At 65.3% G+C, this 20,235-nt stretch carries 19 protein-coding genes; 10 read left to right on the top strand and 9 right to left on the bottom strand.

What is annotated here, in order from left to right:
- Nucleotides 1–49: 49 nt before the first annotated feature.
- The 3 genes from recF to dnaA all read right to left on the bottom strand — a co-directional run bounded on the left by recF (nt 50) and on the right by dnaA (nt 4,668).
- A complete protein-coding gene (gene recF / locus H9654_RS04010) occupies nt 50–1,144 on the bottom strand; it encodes a DNA replication/repair protein RecF (RefSeq protein WP_191769211.1) in 1,095 nt (364 codons plus the stop codon).
- A 792-nt stretch (nt 1,145–1,936) separates the two neighbouring features.
- A complete protein-coding gene (gene dnaN, locus H9654_RS04015; RefSeq protein ID WP_191769213.1) occupies nt 1,937–3,037 on the bottom strand; it encodes a DNA polymerase III subunit beta in 1,101 nt (366 codons plus the stop codon).
- Between the two features lie 275 nt (nt 3,038–3,312).
- Nucleotides 3,313–4,668 carry a chromosomal replication initiator protein DnaA gene (gene dnaA, locus H9654_RS04020; protein WP_042612144.1) on the bottom strand — a complete coding sequence of 452 codons (1,356 nt, stop codon included), beginning with the start codon at nt 4,666–4,668 and terminating at the stop codon, nt 3,313–3,315.
- 254 nt (nt 4,669–4,922) lie between these two features.
- Here dnaA and rpmH point away from each other — a divergent pair, with 254 nt between their 5' ends.
- From rpmH to H9654_RS04050, 7 genes are all read left to right on the top strand, one after another.
- On the top strand, nt 4,923–5,063 hold the full coding sequence (gene rpmH / locus H9654_RS04025) for a 50S ribosomal protein L34 (RefSeq protein ID WP_006404565.1): 141 nt from the start codon (nt 4,923–4,925) through the stop codon (nt 5,061–5,063).
- A gap of 5 nt (nt 5,064–5,068) precedes the next feature.
- Complete coding sequence (rnpA, locus tag H9654_RS04030; protein WP_083492029.1) at nt 5,069–5,563, top strand: ribonuclease P protein component; 495 nt, start codon at nt 5,069–5,071, stop codon at nt 5,561–5,563.
- Complete coding sequence (gene yidC / locus H9654_RS04035; RefSeq protein ID WP_191769215.1) at nt 5,563–7,260, top strand: membrane protein insertase YidC; 1,698 nt, start codon at nt 5,563–5,565, stop codon at nt 7,258–7,260. The genes rnpA and yidC overlap by 1 nt, the downstream gene beginning before the upstream one ends.
- A gap of 66 nt (nt 7,261–7,326) precedes the next feature.
- Entirely contained in the window at nt 7,327–8,688 is a 1,362-nt protein-coding gene (gene mnmE / locus H9654_RS04040) for a tRNA uridine-5-carboxymethylaminomethyl(34) synthesis GTPase MnmE (RefSeq protein ID WP_406833451.1), read from the top strand.
- Between the two features lie 169 nt (nt 8,689–8,857).
- Nucleotides 8,858–9,061 carry a DUF1016 N-terminal domain-containing protein gene (locus tag H9654_RS17970; RefSeq protein ID WP_225211871.1) on the top strand — a complete coding sequence of 68 codons (204 nt, stop codon included), beginning with the start codon at nt 8,858–8,860 and terminating at the stop codon, nt 9,059–9,061.
- On the top strand, nt 9,036–9,218 hold the full coding sequence (locus H9654_RS17755) for a hypothetical protein (protein WP_406833452.1): 183 nt from the start codon (nt 9,036–9,038) through the stop codon (nt 9,216–9,218). Before H9654_RS17970 ends, H9654_RS17755 begins: the two co-directional genes overlap by 26 nt.
- Before the next feature lie 71 nt (nt 9,219–9,289).
- The gene (locus tag H9654_RS04050) at nt 9,290–10,381 is read left to right on the top strand and encodes a glycerophosphodiester phosphodiesterase (RefSeq protein WP_191769219.1); all 1,092 of its coding nucleotides are present in this window, start codon (nt 9,290–9,292) and stop codon (nt 10,379–10,381) included.
- Nucleotides 10,382–10,385: 4 nt separating this feature from the next.
- Here H9654_RS04050 and H9654_RS04055 read toward each other — a convergent pair whose 3' ends face one another.
- From H9654_RS04055 to H9654_RS04065, 3 genes are all read right to left on the bottom strand, one after another.
- Nucleotides 10,386–10,550, bottom strand: coding sequence for a hypothetical protein (locus H9654_RS04055; protein WP_225211858.1), 165 nt, complete (start codon nt 10,548–10,550; stop codon nt 10,386–10,388).
- A 297-nt stretch (nt 10,551–10,847) separates the two neighbouring features.
- Entirely contained in the window at nt 10,848–11,624 is a 777-nt protein-coding gene (locus H9654_RS04060) for a rhomboid family intramembrane serine protease (protein ID WP_191769223.1), read from the bottom strand.
- A 136-nt stretch (nt 11,625–11,760) separates the two neighbouring features.
- Nucleotides 11,761–12,717 carry a TerC family protein gene (locus H9654_RS04065; RefSeq protein ID WP_191769225.1) on the bottom strand — a complete coding sequence of 319 codons (957 nt, stop codon included), beginning with the start codon at nt 12,715–12,717 and terminating at the stop codon, nt 11,761–11,763.
- 352 nt (nt 12,718–13,069) lie between these two features.
- Between H9654_RS04065 and H9654_RS04070 the strand changes: the two genes are divergently transcribed.
- On the top strand, nt 13,070–14,236 hold the full coding sequence (locus H9654_RS04070) for a class I SAM-dependent rRNA methyltransferase (protein WP_191769227.1): 1,167 nt from the start codon (nt 13,070–13,072) through the stop codon (nt 14,234–14,236).
- Nucleotides 14,237–14,411: 175 nt separating this feature from the next.
- The gene (locus tag H9654_RS04075) at nt 14,412–15,641 is read left to right on the top strand and encodes a dipeptidase (RefSeq protein WP_191769229.1); all 1,230 of its coding nucleotides are present in this window, start codon (nt 14,412–14,414) and stop codon (nt 15,639–15,641) included.
- A 59-nt stretch (nt 15,642–15,700) separates the two neighbouring features.
- On the opposite strand, the gene H9654_RS04080 is transcribed toward H9654_RS04075, so the two are convergent.
- The 3 genes from H9654_RS04080 to H9654_RS04090 form a co-directional block, all read right to left on the bottom strand.
- Nucleotides 15,701–17,128: an amino acid permease gene (locus H9654_RS04080; RefSeq protein ID WP_191769231.1), complete on the bottom strand. Its 1,428-nt coding sequence runs from the start codon at nt 17,126–17,128 to the stop codon at nt 15,701–15,703.
- 136 nt (nt 17,129–17,264) lie between these two features.
- The gene (gene leuE / locus H9654_RS04085) at nt 17,265–17,897 is read right to left on the bottom strand and encodes a leucine efflux protein LeuE (protein ID WP_191769233.1); all 633 of its coding nucleotides are present in this window, start codon (nt 17,895–17,897) and stop codon (nt 17,265–17,267) included.
- Nucleotides 17,898–18,034: 137 nt separating this feature from the next.
- Nucleotides 18,035–18,955, bottom strand: coding sequence for a LysR family transcriptional regulator (locus tag H9654_RS04090; protein WP_191769235.1), 921 nt, complete (start codon nt 18,953–18,955; stop codon nt 18,035–18,037).
- Between the two features lie 93 nt (nt 18,956–19,048).
- On the opposite strand from H9654_RS04090, the gene H9654_RS04095 reads away from it, so the two are divergent.
- Nucleotides 19,049–20,056, top strand: a complete 1,008-nt coding sequence (locus H9654_RS04095) for a zinc-binding alcohol dehydrogenase family protein (RefSeq protein ID WP_191769237.1) — start codon at nt 19,049–19,051, stop codon at nt 20,054–20,056.
- The last annotated feature ends 179 nt before the right edge of the window (nt 20,057–20,235 follow it).

Genomic DNA, 20,235 nt, shown 5'->3' on the forward strand with positions numbered 1-20,235 from the left:
GTGTTCCAACCTGAATTATACCAGCCGGGCAGGTGTACCCCGGGGACCACTATGGCACACCCGTGACATGGCCATGTTCCACGTGGAACCGCGCGATATCGGTGCGGTCCAGCAGCGGCACGGGGGTCTCGGTGGCGGTGATGAATATCTGCGCCGGGCCTGCCAGCAGGCGGTCCAGTACCCGGCCTTGATGGTTGCGATCCAGTTCCGACCCCAGATCATCCAGCGCGATCACTGGCCAATGCCCGCGCTCGACCGCATAGTCTTCGGCCTGCGCCAGCAGGCAGGTGAGGGCGGTGAGCTTTGCTTGCCCGCGGGACAGCGCATCTCGTCCGGGGATGCTCCCAAAGGCGACGCTCCAGTCCGCGCGGTGCGGGCCAACCGAGGTATAGCCAGCCTGCCGGTCACGTTCGCGTGCGAGCAGCAGCGCATCGGCCAGCGAAACCTCGTGCCGCCGCCAGCCGGGGCTGAGCGTCAGCCACTGGACGTCCAGCTGGGGGGCGAGGGCGGCGGCAAGTTCCACGGCCCGCACCTGTAGCCGCTCCAGGTAATGCAGACGGCGGCTGGTCAAGGGTTCGCCGGCTTCGGACAGCTCGTGGTCCCAGGTGTCCAGCATCCGCGGCGAGCCGCCTTGCTTGAGCAGGGCATTGCGCTGCTTCAGGGCCCGCGAATAGCGTCGCCACAGGGAAAGGAAGTCCGGTTCCACGTGGAACAACCCCCAATCCAGGAATCGGCGACGGGGTTCGCCCCCGCCGCTGACCAAGGCGTGGCTGCCGGGTTCAAAGGTCACCACAGCCAAGGCCGCGCACAGATTTCCCAGCTGCGCCACATCTTCACCGTCCAGACGGCCTTTCCAGTCCTGCCCGGAGTGACGAAGACCGGCACGGCGGCGTATTTCGCTGCCCTCGGCATTCGATTCGTCCCATTCCACGAAGATTTCCAGCGATTCCTGTCCCTGGCGGATCAAACCGTCGCGAACGCGGCCGCGGAAGCTGCGCCCATAGGCCATCAGGTGCAGGGCTTCCAGCACGCTGGTCTTCCCGGCGCCGTTTTCGCCGGTCAACAGGTTGATGCCGGGCTGCGGCAACAGTTCTGCCGTGTCGAATCGACGGATCTGGTGTAGGGAAAGACGGCGGATCTGCATGGAGGGACGCGGCCGGAACCGACGGTGCGGAAAGTTGAGCGATCTACCAGCTTACTGCATCGGTCAAGTGCACCCCTCAGACGGCGGAGTGAGGCCAAGGCGCGCTCTGTGGAGGCCGAAGTGGGCTGCATTCTACGGGTCTGAGGCCGCGACGCTCACCAGATTTCAAGAAATCCAGGCAGGTCCCCGAGACGGTTCCACGTGGTGGCGCCGAAATCCTTGAATTCTGCCGGGCCCCAGCCCACGGCCCGTCTCAGATTTCAAAGAATCAGGGGCATTCCCGAAGCAGGCCGGAAAACCCTCTGGATGACTTATACACAACCACTGGGCAATCTGTGGATAAAAAAGGAAGTTGAAGTAGGCCTGAAATCTATCCACAGGTATTCCCCCAGCCCGACCCCCGATTTGAGGGGGGGTTTCGAGGCCAATAAAAGCTTTCAAATCATATAGATAGCCTAGTTATACATGAAATCTGGCCCTACCATCACCACCATGCTTTAGATTTATACCCAGATTTAAAAGCTTGGCAGCCTCCCCGAGCAGGCCCGGGAGGGGTGTGGATAGCGCCCACAGTGCAGGGCGAAGCAAGCGGCAATGACGCAGCAGAGTTACTGAGAAATCCGGATCTCTTGCCGGCGGCCGACCGGCGCTAATTGGCCTCTGCGTCGAATCAGACGGCTGAACGGTTGAACGTCTCATGCCCGGCGACCGATTCCAAGGACGATGCTCCACGTGGAACAAAAAAAACGCCCGAACAAGTCGGGCGTCTCCTGTTCCACGTGGAACCGAGCGTCAGAGACGCAGCGGCATCACCACGTGACGCGACTTTTCGCTGCTCGCTTCACGCACCAGCGCCGAGGAGTTCGAATCGCGCAGCTGCACGATGACGAACTCATCGCGCAGTGCCGAAAGCGCATCCAGCACGTAGTTCACGTTGAAGCCGATAGCGAGGTCGCTGACGGTGGTCTCGGCCTCGATCTCTTCCTGGGCTTCTTCCTGTTCCGGGTTGTGCGCGCTGATCTTCAGGTTGCCCGGCGAGACTTCCACGCGGATGCCGCGGTACTTCTCGTTGGACAAGATCGCCGCACGTTGCAGCGAGGCACGCAACGCTTCACGATCCACCTTGACCTCACGGTCGGCACCGATCGGAATCACGGCCTCGTAGTCCGGAAAACGACCATCGATCAGCTTCGAGGTAAAGGTCACATCATCGCGCTTGACCCGCACGTGGCTGCGGCCGACTTCCAGCTCGATCTCACGATCACCGCTTTCCAGCAGACGCTGCAGCTCGGTGACGCCTTTGCGCGGCACGATGATCTGGCGCTTGGAACCGCTGGGCTTGGCCAGATCGGTTTCGCACAGCGCCAGGCGGTGCCCATCAGTGGCAACGGTGCGCAGCGTATCGCCGCGAAGGTCGAACAGCAGGCCGTTGAGGTAGTAGCGCACGTCCTGCTGGGCCATGGCGAACGCGGTGCGTTCGATCAGTTCCTTCAGGGTGGCCTCACCGATGGAAACGCGCTCGGTGGCTTCCACTTCATCCACCGACGGGAAGTCGTTGGCCGGCAGGGTTGCCAGGGTGAAACGGCTGCGCCCGGCCTGCACGGTGATCTTGTCACCGGTCTGCGAGACGGTGATCCGGCTGCCATCGGGCAGGGCGCGGATGATCTCGAAGAGCTTGCGGGCGGGAATGGTGGTTTCGCCGTTTTCGGCGTCTTCAACTGCGATCCGCGACACCATTTCCACTTCCAGGTCGGTACCGGTCAGCGAAAGCTGCCCGTCCTGCACCTGTACGAGGAAGTTGGCCAGAACCGGCAAGGTCTGGCGGCGTTCGACCACATTGACGACTTGCGCCAACGGCTTGAGAAAGGCTTCGCGCTGCAGTGTGAAACGCATGTGGTTCCGTGCCCCTATGCTTTAAAAAATATGGAATAAATCAAAAGCTTGGTGGTGATGGTAGAGCCAGAATTCAGGGAAAACACACTCAAGTATTTGAATACAAAGGGTTTTAATGCCTCGAAACCCTATGGAATACCGCCCTTCAAAGGGGGGGGAAAGCTGTGGATGGAATTCCCTGGATCTGGAACGCCTTTTTTATCCACAACATGCCCCGTGCTTGCCCCCGGATTCTGCACCGTTTTGTGCGATGACGCCTCAACGGCGTGGGTGCATCATTCGCTCAGCTTGCGAATGAGCTTGTCCCAGTCTTCCCGCAGCTTGCCGTCGGTTTCCATCAACGTCCGGATCTGGCGGCAGCCATGCAGCACCGTGGTGTGGTCCCGCCCAGCGAAGGCGTCGCCGATCTCGGGCAGGCTGTGCTCGGTCAGTTCCTTGGTCAGGGCCATCGCGACCTGGCGTGGACGGGCCAGCGACCGGGTCCGACGCTTGGACAGCAGATCCTTGATCTGCAGGCCGTAATAGTCGGCAACGGTTTTTTGGATGTTGGGAATGCTGATGGCCTGCTGCTGGGCCCGAAGCAGATCGCGCAGGGTTTCCTGGGCGAACTCCGTGGTGATCGCGCGGCCAGTGAAATTGGCCCGCGCGGTCAGGGTATTCAGCGCGCCCTCGAGGTCGCGCACGTTGGAGCGCATCTTCTTGGCAATCAGGAACGCCACATCGTCGGGGATCTCAGCGCCACGCTCGCGTGCCTTGGCCAGCACGATGGCGGCGCGGGTCTCGAAGTCCGGCGGCTCGATGGCAACCGACAGGCCCCAGGCAAGTCGCGACTTCAGGCGCGCTTCCAGGCCTTCGACTTCGCGCGGATACCGGTCGCAGGTCAGGATGATCTGCTGCTTGCCGTCGAACAGCGCATTGAAGGTGTGGAAGAACTCTTCCTGCGTGCGGTCCTTGCCGGCGAAGAACTGGATGTCATCGATCAACAGCGCGTCGACCTGCTGGAACTGGCGCTTGAACTGATCCATGGTCTTTTCCTGCAGGGCCCTGATCATCGCGCTGAAGAACTGTTCCGAACGCAGGTAGAGCACCTTGGCATGCGGGTTGGCTTCGCGCATTGCGTTGCCGGCCGCGAACATCAGGTGGGTCTTGCCCAGCCCGGTGCCGCCGTACAGCAGCAGCGGATTGTGCGCACGGTCACCCGGACGCTGCGCGGCCTGGAACGCCGCCGCCAGGCCCAGCTGGTTGCTGCGCCCTTCGACGAAGTTGGCGAAGGTGTAGTGCGAATCCATGTTGCCGGCGAACGGCACCACCGGCGCGCTGGCAGCCGGCGGCAGCGCCGGCGAGGCACCACCGCTGAACAGCCCCGGATTCGACGCGATCTGCGTCTCCATGGGGCGCGGACGCGAGCCGATTTCAAGAAAAACGTCGCCAAAACCGGCGAAGTGGGTCAGCAGTTCGCGGATCCTCGGCAGGTACAGCGAGCGCACCTGGTCGACGATGAAGGCATTGGGGGCGAAGAGGATCAAGGCGTCAGCGCGCAGATCAGCCTGCAGCGGCTTCAGCCAGGTGTGAACGTCTTCAGGCGGGAACTCCGCTTCAAGGCGTTCCAGACAACGGGACCAGGCATCCATCGGCAATAATCATCTTGGGCCGGTGGTCAGGCGCTTGAAAGCACCGTCCCGACAGGCCGGAAAGGGGGAAAAGGATGACTCAGACTACCATCGCCGGGCGGCCTCTGGAATGGTTGTCCCACAGTTATTCACAAAATCATCCACAGCTATTGCACAGCCCCATGAAATCGCGTAGTCACAAGGACTTGACGCGAGGGGGTATGTACCTCTAGAATTTCCGGTTCTTTCCGTCCATTTCATACGAGAGGCCCAACATGGCCACCAAGCGCACTTTCCAGCCCAGCAACCTCAAGCGTAAGCGCGACCACGGTTTCCGTGCCCGTATGAAGACCGCTGACGGCCGCAAGATCCTGTCGCGTCGCCGCGCCAAGGGCCGCAAAGTCCTGAGCGCCTGATTGCCATGCCGCTCTCCGCGGCAGACGCAATCCTTCCGATAGTGAGTACTGCTGACCCGCGCAAGCGATTCCCTCGCTCTGCGCGGGTTCGCACGCGTGCCGAATATTCTACGGTCTTCAACGGCGCCCGCCGGGTGTCCGAACCGCTGATGACCCTTCACTGGCTGCCAGAAGACCGGCCGGCCAGGATGGGTCTGGCCGTTTCACGCAAGGTGGATCCGCACGCCGTAGGGCGTAACCGGATCAAGCGCGTCCTGCGCGACGCCTTGCGACATTGCCGCGCTGACCTGCTGCCGGGCGACATTGTCGTCGTGGCACGTAGTGCTGCGCGTGCCGCCAGCAACGATGAGATCCGCCAGGCCTTCCTGCGCCTGTTGCGACGCCTTGGAGCATTGCCCGCCCCGGTCGTGGACGGCACAATGCCGCCTTCCGACGGCGTCGCATCGCCTTCTTCGAACGAGCCGGCACCACGCCCCGGCACCGCAGAGCCTGTCCGCTGATGAACCAGACCCGTATTTTCCTTATCTTTGCCTGGCTGATGGTGGCCGTGCTGTTGTGGATGGAGTGGGGCCGCGAAAAGGCCGCACCGCCGGTCACGCAGACCACCACCGCCGTGGCTGCTGCCACCCAGGCCGTCCCCGGCGCCACGCCCGGCGGCGTGCCCGGTGCACAGGTACCCGGCGCCACTGCGGCGGCGACCACCGCCCAGGCGACCGCTACCCCCGCCGCTCAGCGCGTGACCGTCACCACCGACGTGCTGCGCCTGGTGCTTGATGGCGGCCGTGTGCTGGACGCCGAGCTGCTGCAGTTCCCGCAGACCAAGGCCGACAACAGCCCGCCGGTGCGCCTGCTGACCGAAGACGCCGCGCATCCGTACAGCGCGATCAGCGGCTGGGCCAGCGAAGACAAGAGCGTGCCGGTCCCGGGCGCCGATGGCTTCAAGCTGGTCGGTGACCAGCGCGAGTTCGTGCTGGCCGACGGCCAGAAGGAACTGCAGATCCCGTTCGTCTGGAATGGCCCGAACGGCGTGGTGATCGACCGCACCCTGACCCTGTCGCGCAACGAGTACGCGATCAAGGTCAAGGATGTGGTCCGCAACCAGGGCACGGCGCCGTGGAACGGCTTCGTCTACCGCACGCTGGACCGCAGCCCGACCATCCTGTCGCGCAGCATGACCAACCCGGATTCCTTCAGCTTCAACGGCGCCACCTGGTTCAGCACCGAAGGCGGCTACGAGCGTCGTGCCTTCGCTGATTACATGGACGACGGTGCGCTGAACAAGAACATCACCGGCGGCTGGCTGGCGATGCTGCAGCACCACTTCTTCACCGCGTGGATCCCGCAGTCCGACCAGGTCGCGCACTACGTGCTGTCGCAGAACAACGGTCGTGACCAGATCGAAGCGCGTGGCCCGGCGTTCACTGTCGCCCCCGGCCAGCAGGTCAGCAGCGAAGCCCGCCTGTGGGTGGGCCCGAAGCTGGTCAACCTGATCGCCAAGGAAGACGTGAAGGGCCTGGACCGCGTGGTCGACTACAGCCGCTTCTCGCTGATGGCGGTGATCGGCCAGGGTCTGTTCTGGGTGTTGAACCAGGTGCACAAGCTGGTCAACAACTGGGGCTGGGCGATCGTCGGCCTGGTGGTGCTGCTGAAGATGGTGCTGTATCCGCTGTCGGCGGTGCAGTACAAGAGTGGTGCGAAGATGCGTCGCTTCCAGCCGCGCATCGCGCAGCTGAAGGAACGCTATGGCGATGACCGCCAGAAGTTCCAGACCGCGATGATGGAGCTGTACAAGAAGGAAAAGATCAATCCGATGGGCGGCTGCCTGCCGATCCTCATCCAGATGCCGATCTTCTTCGCCCTGTACTGGGTGCTGGTGGAGTCGGTCGAACTGCGCCAGGCGCCGTGGCTGGGCTGGATCCAGGACCTGACCGCGCGCGATCCGTACTTCATCCTGCCGGTGATCAACGTGGCGGTGATGTGGGCCACGCAGAAGCTGACCCCGGCACCGGGCATGGACCCGATGCAGCAGAAGATGATGCAGATGATGCCGATCGTGTTCGGCGTCATGATGGCCTTCATGCCGTCCGGCCTGGTGCTGTACTGGGTAGTCAACGGCGGCCTGGGCCTGCTGCAGCAGTGGTGGATGACCAAGCGCCATGGCGGCGATCCGGTCCCGGCCATCGCCACCAAGAAGTAAGCCACACAGGAACCCGCCGAAAGGCGGGTTTCCTGCTTCTGGCTCCCCGCGAAGCAACGCCGCACAATGCACGCCATGGATACCACTGCAACCGACACCATCGTTGCCATCGCCACCGCTGCCGGTGCCGGCGGCGTGGGCATGCTGCGCCTTTCCGGGCCGCGCTCGGCGACCATCGCCCACCTGCTCGGCGCACCGATGCTGCGGCCGCGCCACGCGCACTACGCGCGCCTGCGCGATGCGCACAATGAGGTGATCGACGATGGCATCGTGCTGTGGTTCCCGGCACCGAACAGCTTCACCGGCGAAGAAGTGGTGGAACTGCAGGGACATGGCAGCCCGGTGGTGCTGCAGCAGTTGGTTGCGCGTTGCATCGCACTCGGTGCGCGTCAGGCGCGACCGGGCGAGTTCAGCGAACGCGCATTTCTGAATGGAAAATTGGACCTTGCCCAGGCCGAGGCAATCGCCGACCTGATCGCCGCCGGTGACCACCGCGCCGCACGCGCTGCACGCCGCTCATTGGACGGGGTGTTCTCGCGCCGCGTCGACGAGGTGGCCGAACAACTGGTCAGGTTGCGCATCCACGTCGAGGCCGCCATCGATTTCGCCGACGAACCGCTGGATACGCTGGGCGGTGAGCAGGTGCGGCGTGGCCTGCTGCAGGCACGTGAAACCTTGGCGCTGCTTCGCCGCGATGCCGAACGCGGCCGCCGCCTGCGCGATGGCCTGCATGCGGTGCTGGTCGGCCCGCCGAATGCCGGCAAGAGTTCGTTGCTCAACGCGCTGGCCGGCAGCGAGCGGGCGATCGTCACCGACATCGCCGGCACCACCCGCGACACCCTTCGCGAGACCATCCGCCTGGACGGCCTGGAGCTGACCCTGGTGGATACCGCCGGCCTGCGCGATGGCGGTGATGCGATTGAACGCGAAGGCATGCGTCGTGCGCGGGTGGAGATGGAGCGCACGGATCTTGCGCTGATCGTGCTGGATGCGCGCGATCCCGCCGCCGGCGAAGCAGCGATCGGCGCGTCGGTGCTGGACGTGCCGCACAAGGTCTACATCCACAACAAATCCGACCTGCTGCCGGCCGGCACGGGGCAGGGCAGCGATGATCCGGACCGGGTGTTCGTGTCAGCCGCGACAGGTGCCGGCCTGGACGGCCTGCATGCGCGCCTGCGTTCGATCGCCAGCGCCGGTGCGGGCGAACAGGTGGACGGCGAGTTCTCCGCGCGCACCCGGCACGTCGACGCCATCGAGCGCGCGCAGGAACATGCACTGCAGGCCGACGGCGAGCTGGCGCACGAGCACCTGGAACTGGCCGCCGAAGAACTGCGGCTGGCGCACGAGGCGCTGGGCGAGATCACCGGTGCGATGAGCGCCGATGACCTGCTCGGCCGGATCTTCTCCAGTTTCTGCATCGGCAAGTAGGGTGGGAGCCGCCTGGTAGAGCCGACTTCAGTCGGCTGCCTTGCAATGGCACAACGACATCCGACGACAAGCGGACGACGGGAATTCGTCCGCAATCTTCAGTAACAACAATGATCAGTTGAAGATAAACGCATGGTCCGACCCTTCCTCGCAGCACACGCCGGTGTGACTGCCGGAAGACTGCCATGACACAACCCCCCATCGCGCTGGTCACCCCCACGCAAAGGGCTTCTCGCCGCGAAACCTCAAGTACATGCGTGCCTTCGCCGACGCCTGGCCGGACCCGGCATTTGTGCAAGAGCTGCTTGCACAATTACCGTGGTATCACCAACTGACCAACCCTCGGATTGCTGTTGTGCAAGGAGCGCAATAAAGTCATGGCGGAGTACGCCTTGAGTGAGAACGTGCAACCGATGGGGGTTGCCGAGTACAGGGTGCTGGGACCGCTGCCCGAACCGCTGCAGACAAGCCTGCCCAGCATCGAACAGCTCGAGAAAGAGCTTGCAGACGACCCGACCCGGGCCGGGTGACCGAGCTACCTCCCCCTGTCATATTGCAGACGCATACTCGCCGCATTCGTCATCCACCAAGGGGATAGTCCGTGAAGTCGTGGGGTTGTGCAGTGCTGTTGTCGCTGGCCGTGGCACCATCGTTGGCCATGAGCGCCGAATCTTCATCAGCTGCACCGGGCAAGGCCTCGGTCTATGCCCACCGCGGGGCCAGTGCGCTGCTGCCCGAACACACCTTGGCGGCCTATGCACAGGCCATCACCGATGGCGCCGATTACATCGAGCCGGACCTGGTGATGACCAAGGACGGGCAGCTGGTGGCCCGCCACGAGAACGAGATCGGCGGGACCACCGACGTCGCTTCCCGCGAGGAGTTCGCCGATCGCCGGACCACCAGGACCATCGACGGTGAACAGGTCGAGGGCTGGTTCACCGAAGACTTCACCCTGGCCGAACTGAAGACGCTCTACGCTCGCGAACGCTTGCCGCAGCAGCGCAGCACCGCCTTCGACGGGCAGTTCCGCATTGCCAGCTTCGATGAAATCCTGGCCTTCCTGGTGCAGCAGGCCGGCCGTGCCAACCGGGGCATCGGGCTGGTACCGGAGATCAAGCACCCCAGCTACTTCCAGTCCATCGGCCTGCCGATGGAAGACAAAGTGCTGGCCGCGCTGCAGGCCAACCCGTATACCAAGGTGGGTCCGGTGACGCTGCAGTCCTTCGAGACCGCCAACCTGCGCTACCTGCGCGGCAAGATCGGCCGCGCCAGCAACATCCGCCTGCTGCAGCTGACCTGGAAGGGCGACGCCAAGCCGGCCGATGTGGCCAGGGCGGGCGGCGCGCTGACCTATGCACGGATGCTGACGCCTGCCGGTCTGGCGGACATCGCGACCTACGCTGACGGCATCGGGCCGGAGCTGCGTTCGATCATTCCGCTGGACGCCAAGGGTGCCCTGGGTGAGCCGACCACGCTGGTACGAGATGCGCATGCGGCGGGATTGATGGTGGTTCCCTATACCTTCCGCCCGGAGAATCTTTTCATCGCCGCCAACCTGCGCAGCGGTGACGCCAACGCACGCAACCCTGATGGCTCCATCGCTGAAATGCGCGCCTACCTCGCCACCGGCATCGATGCGTTCTTCACTGATGATCCGGCGCTGGGGCGCAAGGCCGTCGACGGTCGCTGAGCCGCTACTTGCCGGCAGACAGGCTGGAGCCGCGGCCGCGGCGCAATGGACAGCGATGCGGGTCGCCACATCGGCAGCAGCGACTGGCCACGGGATCGCGCGACGCGATATGCAACACCAGCAGGCCCACGACCAGCAGCAGGCCGCCAATCACCAGATACAGCAGCATGGCCTCGATCGATGTGCCAAAGGGCGGGAAGGCTCCCATGCGGTGTTTCCTCGCAGCTGGCCACGTGCATGCAGCGCGGTGGCGGACGGTGCGGGTTGGCGTGCCGGCGCTCCAGGTCAATAGAAACGGGACGCCAAACCCGGCTGGGCCTGTGGGCTCCAGCCGGTACATGGTGGACAAGGCGGTCAAGCCGCGTCTATGACGGAAATTTGAAAGTGGAGGAGCGTGACGACCAACGGTCGTCACCCACCAGAAGCAGCCCGCGGTCGTCACCCACCAGCAAAGGCCGTCCGGAGATCAGCGCGGTGCGTCATCCTGGCCAGGACGCCGGAACGGCAGCACCACGTAGTCGTGGCCTTCGCGTGGCTGCCACAGCACCGGCACCTGGCGCGGCGAGGGCGGCTCCAGCTCGTCGTCGGGCAGCGCTTCGATGGCATCTTCTTCGTCTTCCCAGCTGTAGCGTGGGCGGGCTGCCATCGGGTCGCTGTTGCGGAACAGCAGCGCGGCGATGATGCCGGCAAATGCGCCGCCCATGTGCGACTGCCAGGACACCCCCGGGGTATGCGGCAGCACGGTCATCAACATGCCGCCGTAGAACAGCATGCCGATCAGCCCGGTGGCGATGGCGGCGCGGTCGCGGCGCAGCAGGCCCAGGCTGGCCAGCAGGAACATCAGGCCGTGGGTGACGCCACTGGCACCGAGGTGACGGCTGCCCGGGTCGCCCAGCAGCCAGGCGCCGACGCCGGAGCCGATCCACAGCAGCGGCAGCGCGCGCAGGGTCGCCTTCGGATAGACGCTGCCCGCCAGCGTGCCGAGGATCAGCAGAGCCACGCTGTTGGCGGCGATGTGTTCCACCGATCCATGCAGCAGCGGCGCACCGAGCAGGCCCAGCAGCCCGGCCACTTCCAACGGTGCCACGGCCCATGGCCGCCAGTCGAAGTAGTCCTGCAGCGCGAACACCGCGACCAGCAGCACCACCGCGCCGAGGCTCAGGTTGAAGGCACGCAGGATGCGCAGGCGGTCGGGGGGTGGGGCCGGGTCGGCGCCGGCGGGCACGGGTGCGTTGGCGTTCATATCCAAGCAATGGCGGTGGCGGGGGCGAAACCAACCCCGGCGGGGTGGGAAAATAGAACGGGCCGGCGGGACAATCCCGGCCGACCCGTTGCTGCAGCGCGCGCTGCCGGCCCCGCAGGGCCGGTAACGCGATCGATCAGGCCTTGTCGTGCTTCGGCGGGATCTTCAGGCTCAGCACCACGGTGATGGCGATGATCACCGCGACCACGCCCAGCGAGATCGGGGTCGGGATCTTGAACAGGTCGATGATCATCATCTTGATGCCGATGAAGCCCAGCACCAGCGCCAGACCGTACGGCAGCAGGTGGAAGCGATCAGCCATGCCGGCCAGCAGGAAGAACATCGCGCGCAGGCCCAGCACTGCGAACACGTTCGAGGTCAGCACGATGAACGGGTCGGTAGTGATGGCGAAGATGGCCGGAATGCTGTCCACCGCGAAGATCACGTCGGTCACCGCGATCAGGATCAGCACCGCGAACAGCGGGGTGTACCAGCGCTTGCCATCGCGCATGACGCTCATCGCATTACCGGCGTAGTCCGGCAGCAGGCGCAGGTGCTTGCGCATCCAGCGCAGCGCCGGGTTGGTCTCCAGGTCCGGCTCCTGACCGGCCGAGAACCACATCTTCCAGCCGGTGAACAGCAGGAAGGCACCAAACACGTAAAGCAGCCAATGGAACTTGGTGATCAGCACGCTGCCGGCGAAGATCATGATCGTTCGCAGCACGATTGCGCCCAGGATGCCGATGATCAGCACCTTCTGCCGCTGTTCCTCAGGCACCGCGAAGTAGCCCATGATCATCAGGAAGACAAAGATGTTGTCGACCGCCAGCGCCTTTTCGACCAGATAGCCGGTGAGGAACTCCAGGCCGACCTTGTTGGCCACCACCTGTCCGGCGGTCTCGTTCAGGTAGTACCAGAGGCCACCGTTGAAGGCCAGGGCGAGCAGCACCCAGCCGATCGACCACCACAGGGCCTCCTTGAAGGTGACCTTGTGCGGGCCGCCGTGGCGCATCAACACCAGATCGACCAGCAGCGCGATGATCACCACCGCGCCGAAGCCGAGCCATAACCACAAATTACCGATCGTCTGCATGGGTTTGTCCGTTGGGAAAAAGAAAAAAGCCTCAAGCCGGACGGCGAGGATCTGCAACGGAGGATCGGGAGGGGGATCCAGGGACAGAGCTTCGCCGGTACGGCGAAGGTCTCGCTCGCAGCCCCGATGTGGTGGGACTGCCGTTGCACCGGAGCCTGCGGGCTCGAATTGACGGCGACAACGTTGGGAGCTACTCCCCTTCTGGGGCCGATTCTGCGGGCATCCCGACGCCGCGTCAATCACCGGGTCGTGACGGCCACGGGCCGTCAGTCGCGCCATTTCCAGTTGTCGGACAGCGGCCGTCACGACCGGGGCCTGCGGCCCTCGCTACCGCAGCGATTACAATAGCCCGATGAATACCTCTGCCCCCTCAGTCCGTCTCAAGAATGCCTGGCGTTCCAGCCACCCGTGGATCTTCCAGAAACTGGTCGAAAAACCGGCCGTCCGACCCAAGCCCGGCACCATCGTGGATGTCTTCGGCGTGGAAGGGGACTTCATCGGGCGGGGCTTCTACAACGGGCATTCGCGCATCGCCGTGCGCATCCTGGAAACCGACGAGCGCGTGCCGGTCGACGCCGGCTGGTTCTCGCGCAAGATCGCCCAGGCGGTGGAACTGCGCCGTGACGTGCTGAAGCTGGATGCGGTCAGCGATGCGTGGCGCGTGGTGCACAGCGAAGGCGACGGCCTGTCCGGGCTGGTGGTGGACCGTTACGGCGACCTGGTGGTGGTGGAATTCTTCGCCGCCGGCATGTTCCGTCACCGCGAATGGATCTACGAGGCGCTGAGCGAACAGTTCCCGGGGTGCCGCTTCCACAGCTTCGCCGACGAACACGTGCAGAAGCAGGAAAGCTTCGATTTCCATGGCAACACCACCACCGAGGCCTCGGTGATCACCGAGTACGGCGTGAAGTTCCGTGCCGACCCGGCCGGCGCGCACAAGACCGGCTTCTTCGCCGACCAGCGCGACAACCGCCAGTGGCTGAGCCAGCAGGTCGAAGGCAAGACCGTGCTCGACCTGTGCTGCAACACCGGCGGTTTCGCGGTGTACGCCGCCGCACGCGGCGCCAGTGAAGTGGTGGGCATCGACATCGACGAGGACGTGATCCAGATCGCCAAGGGCAACGCCAAGCTCAACAACTTGCGGCCCAAGTTCGTGCAGTCCGACATCTTCCCGTGGCTGCGCGACGCGGCCAACCGCGGCGAGCAGTACGACGTGGTGATCCTGGACCCGGCGAAGATGACCCGTGACCGCGACCAGGTCATCAGCGCGCTGAAGAAGTACCTGGACATGAACAAGCTGGCGCTCGGCGTGGTCAAGCCGGGTGGCCTGTTCGCCACCTTCTCGTGCACCGGCCTGGTGGCCGAAGACCAGTTCCTGGACATGCTGCGACGTGCGGCGTTCTATTCCGGCCGCACCATCCAGATCCTCAAGGTCTCCGGCGCCGGTCCTGATCATCCGTTCATGGCCCACGTGCAGGAATCGCGTTACCTCAAGGCGGTGTTCTGCCGCGTGCTGTAACCGCAAACCCGGTGGGTGACGACCAACGCCGGTGGGTGACGACCAAACCCGGTGGGTGACGACCAAACCCGGTGGGTGACGACCAAACCCGGTGGGTGACGACCGTTGGTCGTCACATGGACCCGCCGAGGCGCGCAGGCTATCGTCAGGTCTCCCCGTCCCCGGTGAGACCTGCATGATCCTGCGTCGCCTGCCGCTGCTGCTCGCCCTGGCGCTCAGCACGCCGCTGTCCGTCCATGCCATCGATTTCAGCCCCGCCGAACTGCAGCGCGCCAAGTCTCTGCAGCAGCGCCTGCTGACTCTGGACAGCCATCTGGATACGCCGGCCAACTTCGCCCGCGATGGCTTCGACATCGACAACCGCCATGACCACAACGCGCTGTCCCAGGTGGATTACCCGCGCATGGTGGAAGGGGCGCTGGATGGTGGCTTCTGGGCGATCTACACCGGCCAGGGTGACCGCAGTGCCGCGGCCCATCAGCGTGACCGCGATGCCGGCCTGCAGCGGTTGCTCGATATCCGCACCATGCTGGCCGCCAACGGCGACCGCTTCGCGCTGGCGCTGACCCCGGCCGATGCCGTGCGGATCAAGGCCGGCGGCAAGCGCGTGGTGTTCATCAGCATGGAAAACGCCAGTCCGTTGGTGGCCGACCCCAGCCTGCTGGGCTTCTACCACCAGGCCGGGCTGCGCATGCTGAGCACCGTGCACTTCGCCACCAACGAGTTCGCCGATTCGGCCACCAACCCGAAGGGCCCGGAGTGGAACGGACTGAGCCCGGCCGGCCGTGCGTTGGTCAACGAGGCGGTGAAACGGGGCATCGTCATCGACCAGTCGCATGCGTCCGATGCAGTGTTCGACCAGCTCATCGCGATGATGCCGGTACCGTTCGTGCTGTCGCACAGTTCAGCCAGGGCGATCCACGACCACCCGCGAAATCTGGACGATGCGCGCCTGCGCCAACTGGCCAAGGCCGGCGGGGTGATCCAGGTGAACGCCTATGGCGGCTATCTGGTGGATCCCGGCAAAAGCCCCGAGCGCAAAGACGCCGAAGACGCGCTGAGCAAGCGGCTGGGCGGTTGGGAAGGCATGAGCATCGCGCAGGGCGAGGAACTGCAGCGCGGGGAAGAGGCGCTGGACAGGCAGTACCCGATGCGCCACGCCAGCCTGGATGACTTCTTCGCGCACATGGCCCACATCCTCGACGTGGTGGGCCCCGAACACGTTGGCATCGGCCTGGACTGGGACGGCGGCGGCGGCCTGACCGACCTGCGCGATGTCAGCCAGCTGCCGAAGATCACCGCCTGGCTGCTGCGCCGCGGTTACGACGAAAAGCAGATCGCCGGCATCTGGGGCGGCAACCTGCTGCGGGTGATGCAGCAGGCGCAGGACTACGCCCGCCCCTGACCACGCGGTAGTGACGGCCGCTGGCCGTCACCGGATGGATGGCCAGCGGCCGGCATGACCTACCGGCCCAGCACCGCATTGCGGCGGCTGTACAGGAAGTACACCGCCAGCCCGATCATGTTCCAGATCAGGAAATACAACTGCGTGCTCTGCGGCAGGCTGAAGAACAGGTACACACAGCCCAGCGCGGCCGCCGGGCCGACGATCCAGGCCAGCGGCGTGCGGAAGGTACGTGCGCGGTCCGGCTCACGGCGGCGCATCACCACCAGGCACACGCCCACTGCGGTGAAGGCGGCCAGCGTGCCGGCGTTGGCCAGTGCGGCGATTTCATCCAGCCGCGCCACGCCGGCCAGTGCCGATACCAGCAGGGCACTGAACAAGGTGGTCGCCACCGGCGTGCCGGTGCGCTTGCTGACATTGGACAGGCGGCGCGGCAGCATGCCGTCGCGGCCCATGACGAAGAACACCCGGCTCTGGCCGAACATGAAAGCCAACAGCACGGTGGGCAAGGCCACGATGGCCACGATGCCGATGATCAGCGCGGCGGTCGGGTGACCCAGCTGGCGCATGATCAGCGCCAGCGGCTCGGCACTGCTGCCGAACACCGCATAGCTCATCGCACCGACGGCGGCCAGCGCGACCAGCATGTAGATGATGGTGCAGCCGACCATCGAACCAATGATGCCGATCGACAGATCGCGGCCAGGATTCTTGGTTTCTTCGGCGGCGGTGGCGATCGCATCGAAGCCGTAGAAAGCGAAGAAGATGATCGCCGCCGCCGCCATCACGCCACGCTCCAGCCCATCCGGGCCCAGCGTTTTGGCGAAGCCATATGGCATGAACGGCTGCAGGTTGGCGCTGTCGAAGGCGGGCAGCGCCACCGCCACGAACACGCCCAGCGCGATGATCTTCAACACCACCAGCACCGCGTTGAGCGTGGCGCTTTCCTTGGTGCCCAGCATCAGGCCACCCGCCACCAGCCAGGTGATCAGCACGGCCGGCAGATTGAACAACCCCCCTTCCACGTGCGGACCCGCCGACAGCGCCAGCGGCAGGCGGATGTCGATGCCCATCTGGTTGTTCACCCATTCCAGGAAGCCGACGAAGTAGCCGGACCAGCCGACCGCCACGGTACTCACCACCAGCGAGTACTCCAGGATCAGGCTCCAGCCGACCACCCACGCGAAGATTTCGCCGAGCGCGGTGTAACTGTAGGTATAGGCACTGCCCGAGGCCGGCATCATCGTTGCCAGCTCGGCATAGGACAGCGCGGCGCAGGCGCAGACCGCACCGGCGATGGCGAAGGAGATCAACACCGCCGGGCCGGCCAGGTTGGCGCCCACACCGATCAGCGTATAGATGCCGGTGCCGACGATGGCGCCGATGCCCAGCGCGATCAGGTGCGGCCAACTCAGTGTGCGGACCAGCTGCCTTCCGGCTTCATGGACGGTGACGGTATCCAGGGATTTGCGCCGGAGCAAAGACATTCGGGCCTCGTGGTGACTGGGAACGACAAGAGCCCGAGTGTGACCGAATGCGGCGCAGCATTACTACTGACGGACGCTCATTGACAAACCGCTTGGCGCTGCACCCGGCAACCGCTGCCGGAATCGGCACAATGCCTCAGCCATTCAGTCCGAGCCGGATGCCGAAGCCCAGCAGGAACACCCCGGCCACGCGCCGCAACAAGTCGCTGATGCGCGGATGCTGGATCAACCGACGGCGAGCCAGGTTGCCTGCCCCGATCAGCAGCGAGCAGTACGCCACGCTGACCACGAAGATGATCCCGGCCAGTGCCGCGAAGGTGGCCACGCCCTGGTGCTGGCGCGGGTCGATGAACAGCGGCAGGAAGGCCATGTAGAACAGGATGGCTTTCGGGTTGAGCAGGCTGACCAGGATCGCCTGGCGGAAATAGTGGCCCGGTGCCAGCCGCACGCTGCCCGGCAGGTCGCTGCCGTCGGCTTTCGGCGTGCGCAGCAGGCTGATGCCCACCCACACAAGGTAGGCCGCGCCCAGGTACTGCACGGCATGGAACACGGTCGGATTGGCTTTGAGCAGCGCGGCCACGCCGGCCAACGCCAGCCACATCAGGATCTGGTCGCCCACCAGCAGGCCGGCCAACGCCGTGTAGCCTCCCCGCACGCCACCGCGCCCGGTGGCGGTGAGCAGGGTGAAGGTGCCTGGACCCGGCAGGGCCAGGAACACCAGAACGGCGACCAGGAAGGTCCACAGGTCCTGGATGCCCATCCACGGCATGGCGGCTTACTCGTTCAACGCAGGGGGCTTCATTGTAGTGACGGCCAGCGGCCGTCACTACCGCGGCAACGGGATCGGTAGCGCCGAGCCATGCTCGGCGAGCGCAGCGGCAGCACGGTGACGGCCAGCGGCCGTCACTACCGGGCGGTGGGCAACCCTTGCAGCAACGGCGTCAGCCGCTCACCCAGGAACCCATGCAACTGCCGCACCGCCGGCGAAAACTGCTTGCGGTGCGGGCAGACCAGGTTCAACGGCAGGCTCTCGCCCTGGCCGTCCAGCAGCACCTCCAGGCGTCCTGCACGCACGTCATCGCCGACATCCAGCCACGATTTGTAGGCGATGCCTTCCCCGGCCACCGCCCAGCGCCGCACCACGTCGGCGTCGTCGCACAGCAGCGCACCCCGCACCGGCACCACGCTGCGGCGGCCATCCTGTTCGAAACTCCAGCGGTCGTGGGTGCGCCCGCCCAGCTGGTACAGCAGGCAGGCGTGGTCCTTCAGCGCATCCAGGCTGTCCGGTACCGGGTGCGCCTGCAGGTAGGCGCCAGACGCCACCAGCACGCGGCGGTTGCCCGCCAGCAGCGGCAGGGCGACATAGCTGGCGTTGTCGAAGCGGCCCAACCGGAAGGCGATATCGACCGGATCGCGGAACACGTCGGCCACTTGGTCGGAAAGCTGCAGATGCAGCTGCAGCCGCGGATGCGCGCGGCGGAACGCGGTCAGCCAGGGCAGCAGCACGTTGCGGCCCAGGTCCGATGGCGCCGCCACCTGCAGGGTGCCGGCCAGTTCGGCGGCTTCACCCTGTACCCGCGCCTGGCCTTCGCGCAGCGCTGCCAGGCCTTCCTGCGCATAAGGCAGGTACTGCGCGCCTTCAGCCGTCAGGCGCAGGCTGCGGGTGGTGCGCACGAACAGCCGCAGGTCGAGCTCGCGCTCCAGCCGCGCGATCGCCGCAGCCACCTGACCGGGCAGCAGATCGACCTCGCGCGCTGCACGGCTGAAACTGCCCAGCGCCGCGGTGCGCACGAAAAGCTGCAGGTCGTCGAACCGGACCATTTTCACCACAACAGAGAAAGTGATGCCTGATTCTGCGCCTTTCCAGCGTCACCTGCAGCGTCCATCCTGAGCGTATTCCCCCCGCTGCGGAGTCACCCCATGCGCGCTGTTGCCTATACCCACGCTGGCCTGTCGCCGGACGACGCCAGATCGCTGGTCGATATCGATCTGGACACCCCCACCCCGGGCCCACGCGACCTGCGCGTGGCAGTGAAGGCAGTGGCGGTGAACCCGGTCGATGCCAAGGTGCGCCGCAGCGCCGCCACCGAAAGCCCGCGCGTGCTCGGCTTCGACGCCGTGGGCGTGGTGGATGCGGTGGGCAGTGAGGTCACCCTGTTCCAGCCCGGTGACGAGGTCTACTACGCCGGCGCCATCGATCGTGCCGGCAGCAACGCCGAATACCAGCTGGTGGACGAGCGCATCGTCGGCCGCAAGCCGTCCAGCCTGGACGATGCCAGCGCTGCGGCGCTGCCGCTGACCGCGATCACCGCTTGGGAACTGCTGTTCGACCGCCTGCGCATCGCCGAGGGCACCGGCGAAGGCCAGACCCTGCTGGTGATCGGCGCGGCCGGCGGCGTCGGCTCGATCCTGGTGCAGCTGGCACGCCAGCTGACCAGGCTGACCGTGGTCGGCACCGCCTCGCGCCCGGAAACCCAGGACTGGGTGTACGCGCTGGGCGCGCACCATGTCATCGACCACAGCCAGCCGCTGTCCGAAGGCCTGGCGCGGCTTGGCATCGCGCACGTCGAGCACGTAGCCAGCCTGACCCACACCGACCAGCATTACGCGCAGATCATCGAAGCGCTGGCACCGCAGGGCCAGCTTGGCCTGATCGACGACCCCGGCCAACTGGACGTGATGGCGCTGAAGCGCAAATGCGCCTCGCTGCACTGGGAGTTCATGTTCGCCCGGCCGCTGCACCAGACCGCCGACATGCAGCAGCAGCACGCCCTGCTCAACCGCGTCGCCGGCCTGATCGATGCCGGCGTACTGCGCACCACGCTGGGCGAAAACCTGGGCCGCATCAACGCCGCCAACCTGCGCCGCGCGCACGCACTGATCGAAAGCCAGAAAGCCAAGGGCAAGATCGTGCTGGAAGGCTGGTAAGCCCGTCGCCATGCATCCGGGGTCAGAGTCCTTTTGCGCGCAAAAGGACTCTGACCCCTCTCTCTTCTTCTTCAAACGCGGCCGGCACCACGCAGGAACCGTCAGCGGGTCGGGCGGGTGGGGTTTGCAGGACGCTGAGCCGCATGGATGCGGCGACGCAGCCTACACGGACGTACTTG

The organism is Stenotrophomonas lacuserhaii (assembly GCF_014836545.1).
Taxonomy (GTDB): Bacteria; Pseudomonadota; Gammaproteobacteria; order Xanthomonadales; family Xanthomonadaceae; genus Stenotrophomonas; species Stenotrophomonas lacuserhaii.

Bases quoted from the DNA above. Each gene is read 5' to 3' on its own strand.
- recF (WP_191769211.1), bottom strand. From the start codon at position 1,144: ATGCAGATCCGCCGTCTTTCCCTACACCAGATCCGTCGATTCGACACG.
- dnaN (WP_191769213.1), bottom strand. From the start codon at position 3,037: ATGCGTTTCACACTGCAGCGCGAAGCCTTTCTCAAGCCGTTGGCGCAA.
- dnaA (WP_042612144.1), bottom strand. From the start codon at position 4,668: ATGGATGCCTGGTCCCGTTGTCTGGAACGCCTTGAAGCGGAGTTCCCG.
- rpmH (WP_006404565.1), top strand. From the start codon at position 4,923: ATGGCCACCAAGCGCACTTTCCAGCCCAGCAACCTCAAGCGTAAGCGC.
- rnpA (WP_083492029.1), top strand. From the start codon at position 5,069: ATGCCGCTCTCCGCGGCAGACGCAATCCTTCCGATAGTGAGTACTGCT.
- yidC (WP_191769215.1), top strand. From the start codon at position 5,563: ATGAACCAGACCCGTATTTTCCTTATCTTTGCCTGGCTGATGGTGGCC.
- mnmE (WP_406833451.1), top strand. From the start codon at position 7,327: ATGCACGCCATGGATACCACTGCAACCGACACCATCGTTGCCATCGCC.
- H9654_RS04055 (WP_225211858.1), bottom strand. From the start codon at position 10,550: ATGCTGCTGTATCTGGTGATTGGCGGCCTGCTGCTGGTCGTGGGCCTG.
- H9654_RS04060 (WP_191769223.1), bottom strand. From the start codon at position 11,624: ATGAACGCCAACGCACCCGTGCCCGCCGGCGCCGACCCGGCCCCACCC.
- H9654_RS04065 (WP_191769225.1), bottom strand. From the start codon at position 12,717: ATGCAGACGATCGGTAATTTGTGGTTATGGCTCGGCTTCGGCGCGGTG.
- H9654_RS04070 (WP_191769227.1), top strand. From the start codon at position 13,070: ATGAATACCTCTGCCCCCTCAGTCCGTCTCAAGAATGCCTGGCGTTCC.
- H9654_RS04075 (WP_191769229.1), top strand. From the start codon at position 14,412: ATGATCCTGCGTCGCCTGCCGCTGCTGCTCGCCCTGGCGCTCAGCACG.
- H9654_RS04080 (WP_191769231.1), bottom strand. From the start codon at position 17,128: ATGTCTTTGCTCCGGCGCAAATCCCTGGATACCGTCACCGTCCATGAA.
- leuE (WP_191769233.1), bottom strand. From the start codon at position 17,897: ATGCCGTGGATGGGCATCCAGGACCTGTGGACCTTCCTGGTCGCCGTT.
- H9654_RS04095 (WP_191769237.1), top strand. From the start codon at position 19,049: ATGCGCGCTGTTGCCTATACCCACGCTGGCCTGTCGCCGGACGACGCC.